Raw genomic sequence first — 14,896 nt, forward strand, 5'->3', positions numbered from 1 at the left:
CACTCATATCGATTCAGCGGTACGCGGGGCGCGTACACCTTCGAAAGGAACCGACATGCTGGAGCAGCTCAAGGAAATCCTGTCCAACAAGCTCAAGGTGTCGCCCGAGTCGATCACTCCGGAGGCCACCCGGGAGGACATCGAGCTGGACTCGCTGGCCGTGGTGGAGCTGTCGCTGCTGCTGAAGTCCGAGCTGGACCTGGACATCAGCGACGACGACCTCCTGGAGGCCGAGACCGTGGGCGACATGGTCCGGCTCATGGAGGAGCGGAGCGCGAAGGTCTGATGGCCGGGATGGACATCGCCGTCACCGGGCTCGGCCTGGTCACCCCGGGTGGCGTCGGGGTCGGGCCGAGCTGGGCGGCGGTCTGCGACGGCAGGCCGGCCGCCGCCCTCGATCCGGTGCTGGCGGACAACCCCGTACAGATCTCCTGCCGAGTGCCCGGCTTCGACCCCGAGACCCTGCTGAGTGCGCGGCGGGCCCACCGCCTGGACAGGTTCGTGCAGTTCGCGCTGGTCGCCGCGCACGAGGCGGTGGCCGACGCGGGCCTCGACCCGCAGACCTGGGACGGCGCCCGCGTGGGCGTGGTGCTGGGCTGCGCCGACGGCGGTCCGGGCACCGTCGAGGAACAGCACCATGTGCTGCGCGAGCACGGCGCCGCCCGGGTGTCGCCGCTGCTGCTGCCCATGCAGCTGCCGAACATGCTGGCCGGTCAGACGGCCATCGAGTTCGGGGCGACCGGACCCAACCTGGTGGTGGCCACCGCCTGTGCCTCGGGCGCGACCGCCATCGGGACGGCCCGGGACCTGCTGGCGCTCGGCCGGTGCGACATCGTGCTGGCCGGCGGCAGCGAGGCCATGATCACCCCCCTGGTCATGGCCGGGTTCGCGCAGATGGGCGCCCTGTCCAAGCGGCACGACGATCCGTCGACCGCCTCCCGCCCGTTCGACGTGGACCGGGACGGCTTCGTCGCCGGTGAGGGCGCCGGGATCCTCGTGATGGAGCGTGTCGCGGACGCCCGCGCCCGCGGTGCGCACATCCACGGCCGGATCATCGGGTACGGCGCGACGGCTGACGCACATCACATGACGTCACCGCATCCCGACGGCGTCGGCATCGAGGCGGCCGTACGGGCGGCTCTCGCCGACGCGGGGGCCGATCCGGACGATGTGCAGCACGTCAACGCCCATGGGACTTCGACCCCGTTGAACGACCTGTCGGAGGCCCGGATGATCCAGCGGACCCTGCGTGGGGATCCGTTGGTCACCTCGACGAAGGGAGTCACCGGTCATCTGCTGGGAGCGGCGGGCGCGGTCGAGGCGGCGTTCGCTGTGCTGAGTGTCGAGCACGAGTTGATTCCGCCTGTCGCCAACCTGGTCATGCCCGATCCTCGGATCGAGATCAAGTTGGCCCAGACCGTCACCGAGATGCCCATCGATCTGGCCCTGAGCAACTCCCTGGGCTTCGGCGGTCAGAACACGGCACTGGCGATCGCACCTGCCTGACCAGGTACGAGGCCAACAGCGAACAGCCGTCCGCCGGTCCGCCGCGGGCGGCTGTCGCACGTTTCCCGTCCCTCTCCCCAACCCCTTCGAGCAACCCGGGAGTCACCCATGTCCACCAGCGGTTCCCCGCCCTCCCGGAGCCGACTCGGCACCGGGCACATCCTCTTCCTCATCGTCGCCGCGGCCGCCCCCCTCTCCGCCATGGTCGGCACCGTCCCCCTCGCCTTCGCCTTCGGCGACGGAGCCGGCGTACCCGCGGCCTTCCTGTTCGCCGGCGTCACCCTCCTCTGCTTCTCCGTCGGGTATGCGGTCAGTGCCCGCCGTACCGAAGGCTCCGGCGGCTTCTACGCCTCCGTCGCCGACGGGCTCGGGCGGCCGCCCGCGGTCGCCGCCGGGTATGTCGCCCTGCTCTCCTACAACTGCGCGACCATCGGGCTCGCGGGTGCGCTCGGGTACTTCACCCACCTGGTCTTCGCCGCCCACGGGCTGTCGGTGTCCTGGGAGTGGTGCGCCGCCGTCGGACTGGTGCTGACGGCCGTCCTCGGGTACCGGGAGATCGCGCTCAGCGCCCGGGTGCTGGCCCTGCTGATGCTCGGCGAGATCGGCGTGCTGGCCGCCCTGGACGTGGCGATCCTGGCCCGGCACGGACTGCACGCCCTGCCCACCGCCTCCTTCTCCCCGCATGTCGCGGCCGGGCACGGGGCCGGCGTCTCGCTGATGTTCGCGTTCGTCTCCTTCATCGGCTTCGAGTCGGCCGCCCTGTACGGCAAGGAGGCCAAGGACCCGCGGCGCAGCGTGCCCCGGGCCACCTATGCGGCCGTCGTCCTGATCGCCGGTTTCTACGCCCTGACCAGCTGGCTGGCGGTCGGCGCGGTCGGCAGCGACCGGGTGCGCGAGGTCGCGGGCAAGCAGATGGGCGACCTGTTCTTCGTCCTCGGCGACGACTTCCTCGGCAAGGCGGGCAGCACCGGGCTCCAGGTCCTGCTCTGCACCAGCCTGTTCGCGGCGACGCTGGCCCTGCACAGCGCCGCCAACCGCTACGCCCAGGTCCTCGCCGAGGACGGTCTGCTGCCGGGCGCCCTGGCTGCCGAGCACCCGCGGCACCACTCCCCGCACCGGGCCAGCCTCGCGCAGAGCGCGCTGACCACGCTGGTCGTGGCCGGCTTCGCCGTCGCCGGTCTCGACCCGTACGCCGACCTGACCACCAGCATGCTCGGCCTCGGCACCCTGGGCATCGTCGCCCTGCAGGCCCTGGCCGCGCTGTCCGTGCTCGGGCTGCGGCTGCGGGGCGGTGGCGGGCACTGGTGGCGGGAGGTGGTCGCGCCGCTGCTGGGTTTCGCCGGCCTCGCCGCCTCGGTGTGGCTGGTGGTCGGCAACTTCGACATGCTGACCGGCTCCCCCTCCAAGGTCATCGCCGCGCTGCCCTGGCTGCTGCCGCTGGTCGCCCTGGGCGGCCTGATGTACGCGGCCCGACTGCGCTCGGCCCACCCGCTCCGCTACCGCCTGCTCGGAACCCGGCACACCGCGCCCGCCGTACCGGAGCAGTCCCCCGCCTCCTCCCCCGCCCTGTCAGGAGACCGCCATGCATGATCCCCACGAGTTGATCGAGGCCGGTCCGGACGCCGTACGGCGCCTGGCCCGCCGCCGCTACGCGCTCGACCTGGACACCCTGAGCACCGCACTGCACGCCCGCTCGGCCACCCAGGCCGACGTGACCCGGCTGCGCACCGAGCTGAACCGCACCGCCAAGGCCCGCCGCTCCGGCCCGCCCACCGAGGCGGAGAAGGAGGCCGCCCGCGCACTGCGCGCCGAGGTGCAGCAGGCGGAGGGTGCCGCCCGCACGGCCGCCGGTGAGCTGACCGAGCTGCTGCTCGGCATCCCCAACCTCCCGCTGGACACGGTCCCGGACGGCGACTCGGAGAAGGAGGCGGTGGAGGTACGGCGCGGTGGTCCGGCCCCGCGCCCCTCGGCCGGCGCCCGCCACCACGCGGAGATCGGCGAGGCCCTCGGCATCCTCGACTCCCCCGCGGCGGCCAAGCTCTCCGGCGCCCGCTTCACCGTCTCGCACGGCGCCGGCGCCCGTCTGGAGCGGGCCCTCGGCGACTTCTTCCTGGACCTGCACACCCGCGAGCACGGCTACACCGAGCAGTCGGTGCCGTTCCTGGTCAGCCGCGACACGATGACCGGCACCGGCCAACTGCCCAAGTTCGAGGAGGACTTGTTCCGCACCCAGGTCGGCGACCGCGAACTGTTCCTGATCCCGACCGCCGAGGTCCCGCTGACCAACCTGGTGGCCGGACAGCTCCTGGACGCGCGGACGCTGCCGTACGCGTTCACCGCGCGCACCCCCTGCTTCCGCGCCGAGGCGGGGGCGTACGGCCGGGACACCCGGGGTGTGCTGCGCCTGCACCAGTTCGAGAAGGTGGAGCTGGTGCGCATCTGCGCCCCGGAGGAGGCGCAGGAGCAACTGGAGCTGATGGTCTCGCAGGCCGAGGAGTGCCTGCGCCGCCTCGAACTCTCCTTCCGGACCGTTCTGTTGCCCGCGGGCGACATGGGCTTCTCGGCCCGGATGACGTACGACATCGAGGTCTGGCTGCCCGGTGGCGGCTCCTACCGGGAGATCTCCTCGGTCTCCGACTGCGGCACCTTCCAGGCCCGCCGCGCCGACATCCGCGTCAAGCGCGCCGACGGCCGCAAGACCCCGGCGGCCACCCTGAACGGCTCGGCCCTGCCGATCGGCCGCACGGTCGCCGCGCTCCTGGAGCAGGGCGTCCAGGAGGACGGGTCGGTGGTCCTGCCCGAGGCGCTGGTGCCGTACACCGGGTTCCGACGGATCCTGCCGGGCGGGGCGACCGAGTAAGGCACGTGAGCGCAACGAGGACCCGCCCCGCCCGAGGCTTGCGCTCCTCCGGCGGGGCGGGCGCGTGCGCGCGTCACAGCGTCGCGGTCGTCCCCTCACCGGACGCGCTGCCGGCGAGCCACTCCTGCCAACCCAGGTTGAAGTCGGCGTAGCCGTTGTCGGCCGGAGCCTTGGCCCGGGTCGAGCCGGTGATGGTGACGGGGTCGCCCTGCTTGACCTGGCCGTAGAACCACTTGGCGTCCGACATGGACAGGTGGACGCAGCCGTGCGAGCCGCGGGCGCTGCCGCTGCCCGGGTTGGGGTCGCCGGTCGAGTAGTGCACGTAGGTGCCGGACTGGGTCAGGTGGATGTCCCAGGGCAGCGTGAGGTCGTAGTAGTTGGGGCTGCTCTTGTCGCAGCTGATGCCGACGCTGCAGGAGGTCATGTGGACCTTCTCCTGCTTGTCGATGACGGCCATCGTGCCGTTCCACGTCGGATACTGGGGGCTGCCCGCGTTGATCGACAGGGTGCGCACCGCCTTGCCGTTGCGGGTCACCTTCATGGTGTGGCCGGTCACCGAGACATCCGCGCGCACGTCGTCGCCGACCGTGAAGGTGTGCGTGTAGCTGCGCACGCCGTAGCGTCCGTTGCCGTTGCTGACGCCCTGCATGTCGGCGTCGATCTTGACCTTCGTGCCGGAGGGCCAGTACGTCTTCGGCCGCCAGTCGGCGCGCCTGTCGCCGAACCAGTGCCAGGCGCCGGCCACCGGCTGCGAGGCGCTCACCTTCATGTGCTTCTCGACCGTGGCCCGTGCCTTCGCCGCCACCGGGTTCGTGAAGACCACCGAGATCGGCATGGCCACGCCGACCGTGGTTCCCGTCTGCGGGGTGATCGTCTCCAGCAGCATCGGCGGCCCCGCGGGCTTCGTCGGCGACGGAGAGGCGCTCGCACTCGGCTTGCCCGGCGCCTTCGCGTCGTCCCCGCCCGCCTTGTCGCTGCCGCCCCCGCCGCAGGCGCTCGCGCCCACCAGCATCGCACCCGTGACGAGTGCGATCCCTATGCCGCCCTTGCGCCGTCCCACGCCCTGCCCCGCTCTCTCGCGCCTCGGCCCTGACGGGCCCACCTCCCTGTCAGACAGCGAGGGGGTGGGGCGCAGTTGCATGCGTTGCGTAAAGCGTGTCTCAAGACTCGGGAGGCGGGATCGAGGTGTGCGGCCTCGGCTCCCGCCCCTTTGTGGTCCGTAGCTCACGCCCCCATCATGTGCACCCCGCCGTCCACGTGCACGATCTCGCCCGTGGTGCGCGGGAAGAAGTCCGACAGCAGGGCCACGACCGCGCGAGCGGCCGGGTCGGGGTCCGTGAGGTCCCAGCCGGCCGGGGCCCGCTCGGTCTCCCACACGTCGGACAGGTGGGAGAAGCCGGGGATGGACTTGGCGGCCATGGAGCGCAGGGGGCCGGCCGCGACGAGGTTGCTGCGGATGCCACGGGGGCCGAGGTCGCGGGCGAGGTAGCGGCTGGTGGACTCCAGGGCGGCCTTGGCGACGCCCATCCAGTCGTAGTGCGGCCAGGCGACCGTCGCGTCGAAGGTGAGGCCCACGACCGAGCCGCCGCGCCGCTCCAGCAGCGGCAGGCAGGCCGTGGTCAGGGACTTCAGGGAGTACGCCGAGACGTGCACGGCCGTCGACACGTCGTCCCAGGTGCCGTCCAGGAAGGAGAAGGCGCCCTGGGGGCCGTAGGCGATGGAGTGGACCACGCCGTCGAGGGAGTCGACGTGCTCGCCGATGCGGTCGGCGAGGGTGTCCAGGTGGCCCTGGTCGGTGACGTCCAGCTCGATGACGGGGGCGGGCTTGGGCAGCCGGGACGCGAAGCGCTCGATCAGGGTGAGCCGGCCGAAGCCGGTCAGCAGGACCTCGGCGCCCTCCTCCTGGGCGATCCGGGCCGCGTGGAAGGCGATGGAGGCGTCCGTGACGACCCCGGTCACCAGGATCCGCTTGCCGGCGAGGATGCCGCTCATGCCACCGACACCCCCTTCGGCAGGGCGCTGACCAGCGGGGAGTCATGGCCCTGGGGGCCGAGGGCGCTGCCGCCACCGGGTTCGCCGAGGCTCTCGAAGAAGGCGGCGTTGGAGGCCGCGTGGTCGTCGCCCCACTCCTCGGGCAGGTCGTCCTGGAAGTAGATGGCGTCGACCGGGCACACCGGTTCGCAGGCGCCGCAGTCCACGCATTCGTCCGGGTGGATGTACAGGGCGCGTCGGCCCTCGTAGATGCAGTCCACGGGGCATTCGTCGATGCAGGAGCGGTCCTTGACGTCGACGCAGGGCAGTCCGATGACGTAGGCCATGCTCAACTCCTTCTCTGTGCAGGTGAGTTCAACGGACCGGTCGGCCGGTGGTGCGCTCGCCCAGGGTCAGCACGGTGGCGGCGAGGAGGGCCATGGCCGCGGCGATGACGGCGAACAGGGCGCCAGGTCCGTGCGCCTCCAGGACCGGCAGCAGCACGAACGGCAGTGCGGCGGCGCTGAGTTTGGACAGCGAGTAGGCGGCGCCGGAGGCGGTGGCCCGGATCGCGGTGGGGTACTGCTCGGACAGGTAGACGTGCGAGACGCTGGAGAAGACGTTGCTGCACAGCGTGTAGACGAAGCCGCAGGTGACGATCAGCGCGGCCGAGCCGGCGTAGGCGAAGCCGAGTCCGGCCAGGACCATCGCGGCCGCCGACAGCGCGATCAGGGTGCGCCGCTCGACACGGTCCACGACGGGCAGGGCGAGCGCGGAGCCCACCGGGTAGCCGAGGAAGGACAGCGCCGTGAAGCCGAGGCCGGCGACGATGCCGTAGCCCTTGGCGGCGACGATCTGCGGGGCCAGCGTGCCGAAGCCGTAGTAGCCGATGACCGACAGCACGCAGAACAGCCAGAGCACGAGGGTGCGGCGGAGCATGCCGGGGCGGAGGACGTCACGCGGACGGGAGTGGTCCACGGACTCCTCGGCCGCCGGCTCGGGCGTCTCCAGCGGCAGTCCACGGCCCGCCGCCTCCGCCTCCATCCGGGCCACCAGCCGCTCGGCCTCGGCGGCCTTGCCGGTCGCGGCCAGCCAGCGCGGGGACTCGATCAGCTGCCGGCGCAGCACCCACACCACGGCCGAGCCCAGCGCGCCGAGCACGAACAGCCAGCGCCAGCCGGCCACGCCCAGCGGGGTCAGCGGCACCAGCCACAACGCGGCGAAGCCCACCGCGGGCACTCCGCAGAAGGCGAGGGTGTAGGCCCCGGCGATGAACCGGCCGCGCTTCCTCGCGGGCAGCACGTCGGCCAGGTAGCAGTCGGACAGGGCCTGTTCGGCGCCGATGCCGATCCCGGCGAGGAAGCGGGTGACGATCAGCCAGGTGGCGTTCGGGGAGAAGGCGCCGAGCAGCGAGAAGACGGAGTAGATCGCGAGGTTGACGAGGAAGGCCCGGCGCCGGCCGAACCGGTCGGCGATCCGGCCGAGCGTCAGGGAACCGATGAACTGGCCGACGAACACGGAGGCCAGGGTGAGTTTGAGCGAGGTGGCGCCGAAGCCGAAGTCGCTCTGCAGCACCTTGCCGATGGTGCCCGACAGGTTGTTCTCGAAGGTGTCGAAGAACAGTCCGACGCCGATGACCGCGGTGAGTCTGCGGTGCAGGGGAGTGATCGGCATACGGTCCAGGCGGACCCCGATCGAGGCGGGAGCGGTGACACCGCCCGCCGCCGCGGTGGTCTGGGACATGGGGCTGGCTCCTTTGGGGACTCCTTGCGAACGCCCCCGTCGCTTCCGGGAAGGAACCGCCCGGGCCACCGGCCGGCCCGGGCGTGCGGCCCGGGGGCCGGGGTGTGGGGAATGTGGGGGGTGTGGGGGAAGCAGCGGTGTGAGTAAGGGAGTGAGAGGAGGTCAGGCCGCTTCTTCCATGGCCCGGCGGCGGAGCTGCTCCGCCACGTCGCCGCGGCGCACCGGCGCGCTGACCTCGTGCAGGTAGGCGGCGACCTCGCGGTACGAGGCCCAGAACCCGACCTCGTGGTACGGCACCCCGCGCTCGGCGCAGTACTCCATGGTCAGCTCCCGGGCGCGACCGAGGTTCTTCTGCGGCATGGCCGGGAACAGGTGGTGCTCGACCTGGTAGTTGAGGCCGCCGTAGAGGAAGTCGACGAGCCAGTTGGGGCGGATGTTGCGGGAGGTGAGGACCTGGCGCTCCAGCCAGTCCAGGGTCTCCTCCTCGCCGTCGCGGACGTCCATGCCCTTGTGGTTCGGGGCGAAGATCATCCCGAAGTAGACGCCGAGGGCGGCGTGCTGGACCAGGATGAAGGCGACCGCGAGGCCCGGGGACAGCACGGTGAAGACGAGGCCGAGGTAGACGGCGGCGCGCAGCAGGATGAGGAACGTCTCCAGGGCGGGCCGCTTGGTCTTGCCCTGGACGATCGACAGGACGGCGGTCCTGAGCATCTTGAAGCCCTCGAGCACCAGCAGCACGAAGAACAGCACGCTCTGGTAGCGCACGACGAACTTCTGGGTGCCCTTGCGGCTCGGGTACTGCTTGAGGTCGAAGATGGCGGTGCGCCGGCCGATGTCCGGGTCCATGTCCAGGTGGTTGGGGTTGCTGTGGTGCCGGTTGTGGTGGTTGACCCACCAGCCGTAGCTGACCCCGTTGACCAGATTGGCGTGGACGTAGCCGACCGCGGAGGCGGCCTTCTTGCTGCGGAACATCGCCTTGTGGCCGGCGTCGTGCCACATGAACGCCGACTGGCCGCCGCACAGGCCCATCCACACGGCCGTGACCAGCTGCCACCAGGAGTCGCCCAGCTCGAAGAAGGCGACGAACCCGATCAGCAGCAGGGTGGTGTTGAGGGCCAGCTTGCCCACGTAGTAACGGGGGTCGAGGTCGAGGAGGCCCTCGGCCTTGACCCGTTTGAGCAGCTCGGCGAAGGTCGCCGAGGCGCCGGTGCGCTGCCCGGCGCCGGCGCCTCCACCGGCGGCGAGTGCCCCGGCTTCTTGTGTGTGCGGACGCTGCATGCGTTGCTCTCCTTGGGAGAAGTGCCCGGATCGGGCGGCGGCGCCGCTGCCCCGCGGACCTGCGGGCGCCGCGAGTCGACAAGGCTCCCGCGTGCGGGGTGCCCGCCCGGCGGACCGAGGAGACGGGGGCACAGTGCGGTGCTCCCGGGCCCGGACCGCCGGGCGAACGTGTGTCCAGCGTTCCGTGGAGCGCTGATGTGACACTGATGTCCCTCTGATCGGACGTGCCGTGCCGGGTTCAGGCAGCCGCCCCGGCGTTCAGCCGCTCGTCCAGGGCGCGGACGACCGCGTCGGCCGCCTCGGCGACCGCCTGGTCGTCGGGGGCGCCGATGACGGCCATCAGCTGCTCGACCATGGCGTGCTGGAGTTCCTCGGTGGACTGGCTCATGTCGGTCTCCTGTCGTTGTGACGGTCAGTCAGAAGGCGTTGCAGGCACGGAAGATGTGCGCGAAGCCGGGCAGTGAGGCCTGCGGGCCGTCGAAGGCGACGTACTCGGGGATCACCACGTCGGGGGCCCACTTCTGCTTGTACGACAGCTGCGTCTGCGCCGGGTACAGCGCGGCGCCCTCGGCCCACAGGGCGTGCATCAGCCACTGGAACGCGGGGCTGTGGCCGTCGAGTTCGTGGCTCGCGTCCAGGCCGGTGAACGGCGTGAACCCGAAGTGCAGCCACTCGACGCCCTCGGCCCGGAACACCTCGATGGCGTGTGCGTTGATGGCCTCCATCAGGCCCGGGGAGCCCTCGGGGATCCGGCGGCTGAGGTCGTGCATCCAGCCGGCCCGGCTGCCGTACACCGGCGAGTACGAGATGTACGCGACCGGGGCGCCGTCGATGGTGCCGATGAAGAGCCTGCGGTGCGCCTGGGCTTCGCCGCCGATCTGGCCGACGAGGAACTCCAGTTGCTGGGCGCCGCCCTTGGAGCCGAGCCAGGCCTGGTCGATGGTGGCGATGGCGTCCCGCACGTCGGCCGCGTCGACCTCCTGGATCCGCAGGCCGTTGCGGTGGGCGCGGGAGATCTTGTTGCGCAGCTGCATGAACTTGGTGCCGCGCAGGGTGAACTCCGGCAGGCTCACCGCCCAGGAGGCGCCGACCTGGTTGACGGTGAAGCCGAGCGCGGCGTAGCGCTCGGCGTCGGTGCGCTGGAGCTGGACGCCGACGAGGGTGAGGCCCTCGTCGCGGACGTACTGCCGGAAGGCCGCCAGGAGGGTGCCGTAGTCCTGCTCGGCGGCGAAGGGGCCGCCGAACTGCACGGCGTAGCGGCCGGTGCGGCGGTAGACGACGACACCGTCCGCGTCCGGGACGGTGAACGTACTGTTTCCGCTGTTGAGCGCCAGGAACGAACTCGGGTTCTCGCTTGCCGTGTGGATGCGTACGGCGTCGAGAAGCGGGTTGTCCGTGCTGGTTTCGGTGGTGGTCGCGGTCATTCCCGTACCCCTTTCTGGAGCGTTTTCCATCGAAGGGAGTACAGCACCGAGAGGACGTCCGGGAAAAGGGCCACAAGGAATTCATTGCCGGTGTCAGAAGCGTGTCAGCATTCCGTCAGCGAGTGGTGCCAATGTGGTGCTCGACCGGAATTCCGTACACGGTGACCTCGAATTCACCGACGGCGTGCGGAACGAGCTTTTCCCACCCGGTGCTGCGCCAATGGCGGCTCGGCACCGGTTGTCCCAGGACCGCCGGCCGCCCCCCGTCCCGGCGGAGCAACCGCCCCGGCGGGTCGTCGAGGAAGCAGACGCCCGCCGGGGCGTGGCGCGTTCGGTCACCCTCTCTTTCACCGCAGCCCGACCCCAGAAAGAAACACCTTCGCCAGGATTTTTCACCAAGGGGGGAATACATGCTGAGGTTCTCCATTCTCGGTGCACTGCAGATACTCACCGCGTTCGGCCCGGCGGACATCTCCGGCGATCTGCAGCGCACTCTCGTGCAGACGCTGCTGGTCAGCGAGGGCCAGCCGGTGTCCGGGGAGAGCCTGGCCGAGGAGATGTGGGGGGACGCCGTCCCCGACAACCAGGCCAACGCGCTCCAGGCCCATGTCAGCCGGCTGCGCCGCAGACTCCGTGACCTGGAGCCGGACCGGCCGGCCTCCCGGGTGACCATGCACCCCTCCGGGTACCGGCTCGGCGTCGGGGAGGGCGAGCTGGACGCGGCCGAGTTCATCAGGGCGGTGCGGCTGGCCGAGTCCGCCGCGCCGGACGACGCGGCCCGCACCGCACGGCTGCTGGGCGACGCGCTCGGGATGTGGCGCGGCCCCGTCTTCGGCGGGTTCGCCGGCGGGACGCTGTGCCAGCTGGCGGGCGCCCGCTACGAGGAGTACCGGATGCGGGCCATGGAGCTGCGCTTCGACGCCGAGCTGCGGCTCGGCCGGCACGCGGCGGTCCTCGCGGAGCTGACCGAGGCGCACACCAACCACCCCCTGCGGGAACGGTTCTGCGAGCAGTTGATGATCGCCCTGTACGGCTCGGGACGGCAGGCCGACGCCCTGGACGTCTTCCGCCGGATGCGCCGCCACCTCGACGACGAACTCGGCATCCAGCCCTCCCCCGCCCTGCGCCGGGTGGAGAGCGCGATCCTCTCCCACGACCCCGCGCTCACCGGAGACCTGCGGCTGCAACCCGCCTGACAGCCGGGCGACTTGAGGAAGGCGCGAGCCGGACCGCGTAAGCCTTCCGTCAGCCACCGGTCAGTCCGCCTTGGCACGCTCGACGGGCAAGTGGAATCAGACCCCCTACCTTTGGAGGCCCCATGACCACGAGCCAGACCCCGGCGCACGCGGCGACGCATTCGCCCACCCGTGCCGCCGCGGCGCGCCCGTTACGGACCTTCCTCGCGCTGGACGCGGCCGTGACCGCCGCCAACGGCCTGATCTACCTGCTCGCCGCGGGCCCGGTGGGCGATCTGCTCGGCCTCGGGACCGGGTTCCTGCGGGGCATCGGCGTGTTCCTCACGCTGTACGGCGGCCTCGTGGCGCTGCTGGCGAGCCGCCCGGTCCCGGGCAGGGCCGCCACCAAGGCGGTCATCGAGGCCAACGCACTGTGGGCGGTGGTGTCCGTCGCCACCGCGGTCTTCGGCTGGTTCGGCCCGAACACCGTCGGCACGGTGTGGACCGTGCTGCAGGCAGCGGTCGTAGGGGCGTTCGCCGCGCTCCAGTCGAGCGGTCTGCGCCGGCTCGGCAACTGACGTTCCGTCACTTCAGGGAAGCAGGGGGAGACATGAGGTCCCACGTCGAGGAACTGGCCGGCATACGCGAGAGCGTCCTCGCCGGCCCCGGTGAGAAGGCGACCGCCGCCCAGAAGGCCAAGGGCAAGCTCACCGTGCGCGAACGGATCGGCCTGCTCCTCGACGAGGGCTCCTTCCAGGAGGTCGAGCCGCTGCGCCGGCACCGGGCGACCGGTTTCGGCCTGGAGGCGAAGAAGCCGTACACCGACGGTGTCGTCACCGGCTGGGGCACGGTCGAGGGCCGCACGGTCTTCGTCTACGCCCATGACTTCCGGATCTTCGGCGGTGCGCTGGGCGAGGCCCACGCCGCCAAGATCCACAAGATCATGGACATGGCCCTCGCGGCGGGCGCACCCCTGGTCTCCCTGAACGACGGCGCGGGCGCCCGCATCCAGGAGGGCGTCACCGCCCTCGCGGGCTACGGCGGTATCTTCCGGCGCAACACGGCCGCGTCCGGTGTCATCCCGCAGATCAGCGTGATGCTCGGCCCGTGCGCCGGAGGTGCCGCCTACAGCCCCGCGCTCACCGACTTCGTGTTCATGGTCCGCGAGACCTCGCAGATGTTCATCACAGGACCGGACGTGGTCAAGGCGGTCACCGGCGAGGAGATCACCCAGAACGGCCTGGGCGGCGCCGACGTCCACGCGGAGACCAGCGGCGTGTGCCACTTCGCCTACGACGACGAGGAGACCTGCCTGGAGGAGGTCCGCTATCTGCTGTCCCTCCTCCCCCGCAACAACCGCGAGACCCCGCCCGCGGTGCCCTGCGACGACCCCGCCGACCGCCGCTGCGAGACACTCACCGACCTGGTGCCGGTCGACGGCAACCGGCCGTACGACATGGCCAAGGTCATCGAGGAGATCGTCGACGACGGCGAGTACCTGGAGGTCCACCAGCGCTGGGCGCGGAACATCATCTGCGCGCTGGCCCGCCTGGACGGCCAGGTCGTCGGGATCGTCGCCAATCAGCCCCAGAGCCTGGCCGGCGTCCTGGACATCGAGGCGTCCGAGAAGGCGGCGCGCTTCGTGCAGCTGTGCGACGCGTTCAGCATCCCGATCGTCACCCTGCTCGACGTCCCCGGCTTCCTCCCCGGCGTCGGCCAGGAGCACGGCGGCATCATCCGCCACGGCGCGAAGCTGCTCTACGCCTACTGCGACGCGACCGTGCCCCGCATCTCCCTGATCCTGCGCAAGGCGTACGGCGGCGCCTACATCGTCATGGACTCCCAGTCGATCGGCGCCGACCTCACCTACGCCTGGCCCACCAACGAGATCGCCGTGATGGGCGCGGAAGGCGCCGCGAACGTCATCTTCCGCCGCCAGATCGCCGAGGCCGACGACCCCGAGGCCAAGCGTGCCGAGCTGGTCAAGGAGTACAAGGCCGAGCTGATGCACCCGTACTACGCCGCCGAGCGCGGCCTGGTGGACGACGTGATCGACCCGGCCGACACCCGCCGCGTCCTCGTCGGCGCGCTGGCGATGCTGCGCACCAAGCACGCCGAACGCCCCGCCCGCAAGCACGGCAACCCCCCTCAGTGACGGAGGTCCCCATGTCCGTATCCCCCACGGCCCCCATCCGCGTCGAGAAGGGCGAGGCCACCGAGGAGGAGCTGGCCGCCCTCGCGGTGCTGCTGCTCAGCCGCACCGCCCTGGCCGGGTCCGGCGCCGAGCCCTCCTCCCCCGGCACCACGTCCTGGCGCCCGCACGCCTTCCACGCCCCCCACAGCTGGCAGCGCTCCTGACGTCTGACTCCTGACTCCTGACTCCTGACGACAGGACCGAGCGGCCCGGCACACGTACCTGGACGTGTGCCGGGCCGTTCGGCGTGGGTGTCACTCCTGGACGAGGGTGACGTCCTGCTCCTGGACCGCGTGGAAGGCGGGCAGCGGGACGATGCCCGAGGGGCGCAGCTCCATGAGGGTGGCCTCCACATGGGCCGTGCCGGCCCTGAGGGAGTCGGCCGAGACCTTGCCGGAGTTCTGCCAGGGGTGCTCGGCGCCGTCGCACAGGGCGGCGCTGCCGCCGATGCCGTGCTTGAGCCGGGGGTCGTCCTGGCTGACCGAGGAGCTGACGAAGACCGGTCCGGTGTTGCCGGTGCAGCGGTAGGTGCCAGAGAGGGTGATGGTGCCGTCTGCGGCGATCCGGCCGGTGGGGGCGACGGTGACGGTCTCGCTCGCGTCGGCGGTGGCCGGGCCGGCGGCGGCACACAGCAGCGCCGCGGCACCGAGTGCTGCGGCGAGGGCGGGGCGTACGGGCATGGGATACCTCCCGGTTCCGTGGGGTGGGGGCTTCCACTGGTACCGGGCGGCGTTGCCGCCGGGCG

16 protein-coding genes are annotated in these 14,896 nt (G+C 71.5%); 8 read left to right on the forward strand and 8 right to left on the reverse strand.

The window, feature by feature from the left end:
* Positions 1–55: 55 nt before the first annotated feature.
* From CRP49_RS01980 to serS, 4 genes are all read left to right on the forward strand, one after another.
* A complete protein-coding gene (locus CRP49_RS01980; RefSeq protein ID WP_020942802.1) occupies positions 56–286 on the forward strand; it encodes a phosphopantetheine-binding protein in 231 nt (76 codons plus the stop codon).
* Entirely contained in the window at positions 286–1,506 is a 1,221-nt protein-coding gene (locus tag CRP49_RS01985; RefSeq protein ID WP_097251878.1) for a beta-ketoacyl synthase, read from the forward strand. The genes CRP49_RS01980 and CRP49_RS01985 overlap by 1 nt, the downstream gene beginning before the upstream one ends.
* Before the next feature lie 108 nt (positions 1,507–1,614).
* Complete coding sequence (locus tag CRP49_RS01990) at positions 1,615–3,096, forward strand: APC family permease (RefSeq protein WP_097251879.1); 1,482 nt, start codon at positions 1,615–1,617, stop codon at positions 3,094–3,096.
* Complete coding sequence (gene serS, locus CRP49_RS01995; RefSeq protein ID WP_097251880.1) at positions 3,089–4,366, forward strand: serine--tRNA ligase; 1,278 nt, start codon at positions 3,089–3,091, stop codon at positions 4,364–4,366. Before CRP49_RS01990 ends, serS begins: the two co-directional genes overlap by 8 nt.
* Before the next feature lie 73 nt (positions 4,367–4,439).
* Here serS and CRP49_RS02000 read toward each other — a convergent pair whose 3' ends face one another.
* The 7 genes from CRP49_RS02000 to CRP49_RS02025 form a co-directional block, all read right to left on the reverse strand.
* Positions 4,440–5,426: an Ig-like domain-containing protein gene (locus tag CRP49_RS02000; RefSeq protein ID WP_373560321.1), complete on the reverse strand. Its 987-nt coding sequence runs from the start codon at positions 5,424–5,426 to the stop codon at positions 4,440–4,442.
* 164 nt (positions 5,427–5,590) lie between these two features.
* A complete protein-coding gene (gene fabI, locus CRP49_RS02005; RefSeq protein WP_094216298.1) occupies positions 5,591–6,358 on the reverse strand; it encodes an enoyl-ACP reductase FabI in 768 nt (255 codons plus the stop codon).
* Positions 6,355–6,684, reverse strand: a complete 330-nt coding sequence (gene fdxA / locus CRP49_RS02010) for a ferredoxin (RefSeq protein ID WP_097251882.1) — start codon at positions 6,682–6,684, stop codon at positions 6,355–6,357. Before fdxA ends, fabI begins: the two co-directional genes overlap by 4 nt.
* A gap of 28 nt (positions 6,685–6,712) precedes the next feature.
* A complete protein-coding gene (locus tag CRP49_RS02015; RefSeq protein WP_097251883.1) occupies positions 6,713–8,080 on the reverse strand; it encodes an MFS transporter in 1,368 nt (455 codons plus the stop codon).
* A 162-nt stretch (positions 8,081–8,242) separates the two neighbouring features.
* Complete coding sequence (locus CRP49_RS02020) at positions 8,243–9,358, reverse strand: acyl-CoA desaturase (protein ID WP_097251884.1); 1,116 nt, start codon at positions 9,356–9,358, stop codon at positions 8,243–8,245.
* A 238-nt stretch (positions 9,359–9,596) separates the two neighbouring features.
* Positions 9,597–9,746, reverse strand: coding sequence for a hypothetical protein (locus CRP49_RS46690; protein ID WP_167444137.1), 150 nt, complete (start codon positions 9,744–9,746; stop codon positions 9,597–9,599).
* Between the two features lie 28 nt (positions 9,747–9,774).
* Positions 9,775–10,782, reverse strand: a complete 1,008-nt coding sequence (locus tag CRP49_RS02025; protein WP_097251885.1) for a DUF2156 domain-containing protein — start codon at positions 10,780–10,782, stop codon at positions 9,775–9,777.
* A gap of 410 nt (positions 10,783–11,192) precedes the next feature.
* Here CRP49_RS02025 and CRP49_RS02030 point away from each other — a divergent pair, with 410 nt between their 5' ends.
* The 4 genes from CRP49_RS02030 (at position 11,193) to CRP49_RS02045 (ending at position 14,315) form a co-directional block, all read left to right on the forward strand.
* On the forward strand, positions 11,193–11,978 hold the full coding sequence (locus CRP49_RS02030) for an AfsR/SARP family transcriptional regulator (protein WP_097251886.1): 786 nt from the start codon (positions 11,193–11,195) through the stop codon (positions 11,976–11,978).
* 122 nt (positions 11,979–12,100) lie between these two features.
* Positions 12,101–12,535, forward strand: coding sequence for a hypothetical protein (locus tag CRP49_RS02035; RefSeq protein WP_097251887.1), 435 nt, complete (start codon positions 12,101–12,103; stop codon positions 12,533–12,535).
* 32 nt (positions 12,536–12,567) lie between these two features.
* Positions 12,568–14,112: an acyl-CoA carboxylase subunit beta gene (locus CRP49_RS02040; RefSeq protein WP_097251888.1), complete on the forward strand. Its 1,545-nt coding sequence runs from the start codon at positions 12,568–12,570 to the stop codon at positions 14,110–14,112.
* Positions 14,113–14,123: 11 nt separating this feature from the next.
* Positions 14,124–14,315 carry an acyl-CoA carboxylase epsilon subunit gene (locus CRP49_RS02045; RefSeq protein WP_097251889.1) on the forward strand — a complete coding sequence of 64 codons (192 nt, stop codon included), beginning with the start codon at positions 14,124–14,126 and terminating at the stop codon, positions 14,313–14,315.
* 90 nt (positions 14,316–14,405) lie between these two features.
* On the opposite strand, the gene CRP49_RS02050 is transcribed toward CRP49_RS02045, so the two are convergent.
* Positions 14,406–14,831 (reverse strand): DUF6299 family protein, encoded by a 426-nt coding sequence (locus tag CRP49_RS02050; protein ID WP_097251890.1) that lies wholly within the window; start codon positions 14,829–14,831, stop codon positions 14,406–14,408.
* Positions 14,832–14,896: the final 65 nt, after the last annotated feature.

It is taken from the genome of Streptomyces sp. Ag109_G2-15 (genome assembly GCF_900215565.1).
GTDB lineage: Bacteria > Actinomycetota > Actinomycetes > Streptomycetales > Streptomycetaceae > Streptomyces > Streptomyces diastatochromogenes.

What these genes read in the sequence shown, in the direction of transcription:
- CRP49_RS01980 (WP_020942802.1), top strand. Translation starts at nt 56, where the DNA reads ATGCTGGAGCAGCTCAAGGAAATCCTGTCCAACAAGCTCAAGGTGTCG.
- CRP49_RS01985 (WP_097251878.1), top strand. Translation starts at nt 286, where the DNA reads ATGGCCGGGATGGACATCGCCGTCACCGGGCTCGGCCTGGTCACCCCG.
- CRP49_RS01990 (WP_097251879.1), top strand. Translation starts at nt 1,615, where the DNA reads ATGTCCACCAGCGGTTCCCCGCCCTCCCGGAGCCGACTCGGCACCGGG.
- serS (WP_097251880.1), top strand. Translation starts at nt 3,089, where the DNA reads ATGCATGATCCCCACGAGTTGATCGAGGCCGGTCCGGACGCCGTACGG.
- fabI (WP_094216298.1), bottom strand. Translation starts at nt 6,358, where the DNA reads ATGAGCGGCATCCTCGCCGGCAAGCGGATCCTGGTGACCGGGGTCGTC.
- fdxA (WP_097251882.1), bottom strand. Translation starts at nt 6,684, where the DNA reads ATGGCCTACGTCATCGGACTGCCCTGCGTCGACGTCAAGGACCGCTCC.
- CRP49_RS02015 (WP_097251883.1), bottom strand. Translation starts at nt 8,080, where the DNA reads ATGTCCCAGACCACCGCGGCGGCGGGCGGTGTCACCGCTCCCGCCTCG.
- CRP49_RS02020 (WP_097251884.1), bottom strand. Translation starts at nt 9,358, where the DNA reads ATGCAGCGTCCGCACACACAAGAAGCCGGGGCACTCGCCGCCGGTGGA.
- CRP49_RS46690 (WP_167444137.1), bottom strand. Translation starts at nt 9,746, where the DNA reads ATGAGCCAGTCCACCGAGGAACTCCAGCACGCCATGGTCGAGCAGCTG.
- CRP49_RS02025 (WP_097251885.1), bottom strand. Translation starts at nt 10,782, where the DNA reads ATGACCGCGACCACCACCGAAACCAGCACGGACAACCCGCTTCTCGAC.
- CRP49_RS02030 (WP_097251886.1), top strand. Translation starts at nt 11,193, where the DNA reads ATGCTGAGGTTCTCCATTCTCGGTGCACTGCAGATACTCACCGCGTTC.
- CRP49_RS02035 (WP_097251887.1), top strand. Translation starts at nt 12,101, where the DNA reads ATGACCACGAGCCAGACCCCGGCGCACGCGGCGACGCATTCGCCCACC.
- CRP49_RS02040 (WP_097251888.1), top strand. Translation starts at nt 12,568, where the DNA reads ATGAGGTCCCACGTCGAGGAACTGGCCGGCATACGCGAGAGCGTCCTC.
- CRP49_RS02045 (WP_097251889.1), top strand. Translation starts at nt 14,124, where the DNA reads ATGTCCGTATCCCCCACGGCCCCCATCCGCGTCGAGAAGGGCGAGGCC.
- CRP49_RS02050 (WP_097251890.1), bottom strand. Translation starts at nt 14,831, where the DNA reads ATGCCCGTACGCCCCGCCCTCGCCGCAGCACTCGGTGCCGCGGCGCTG.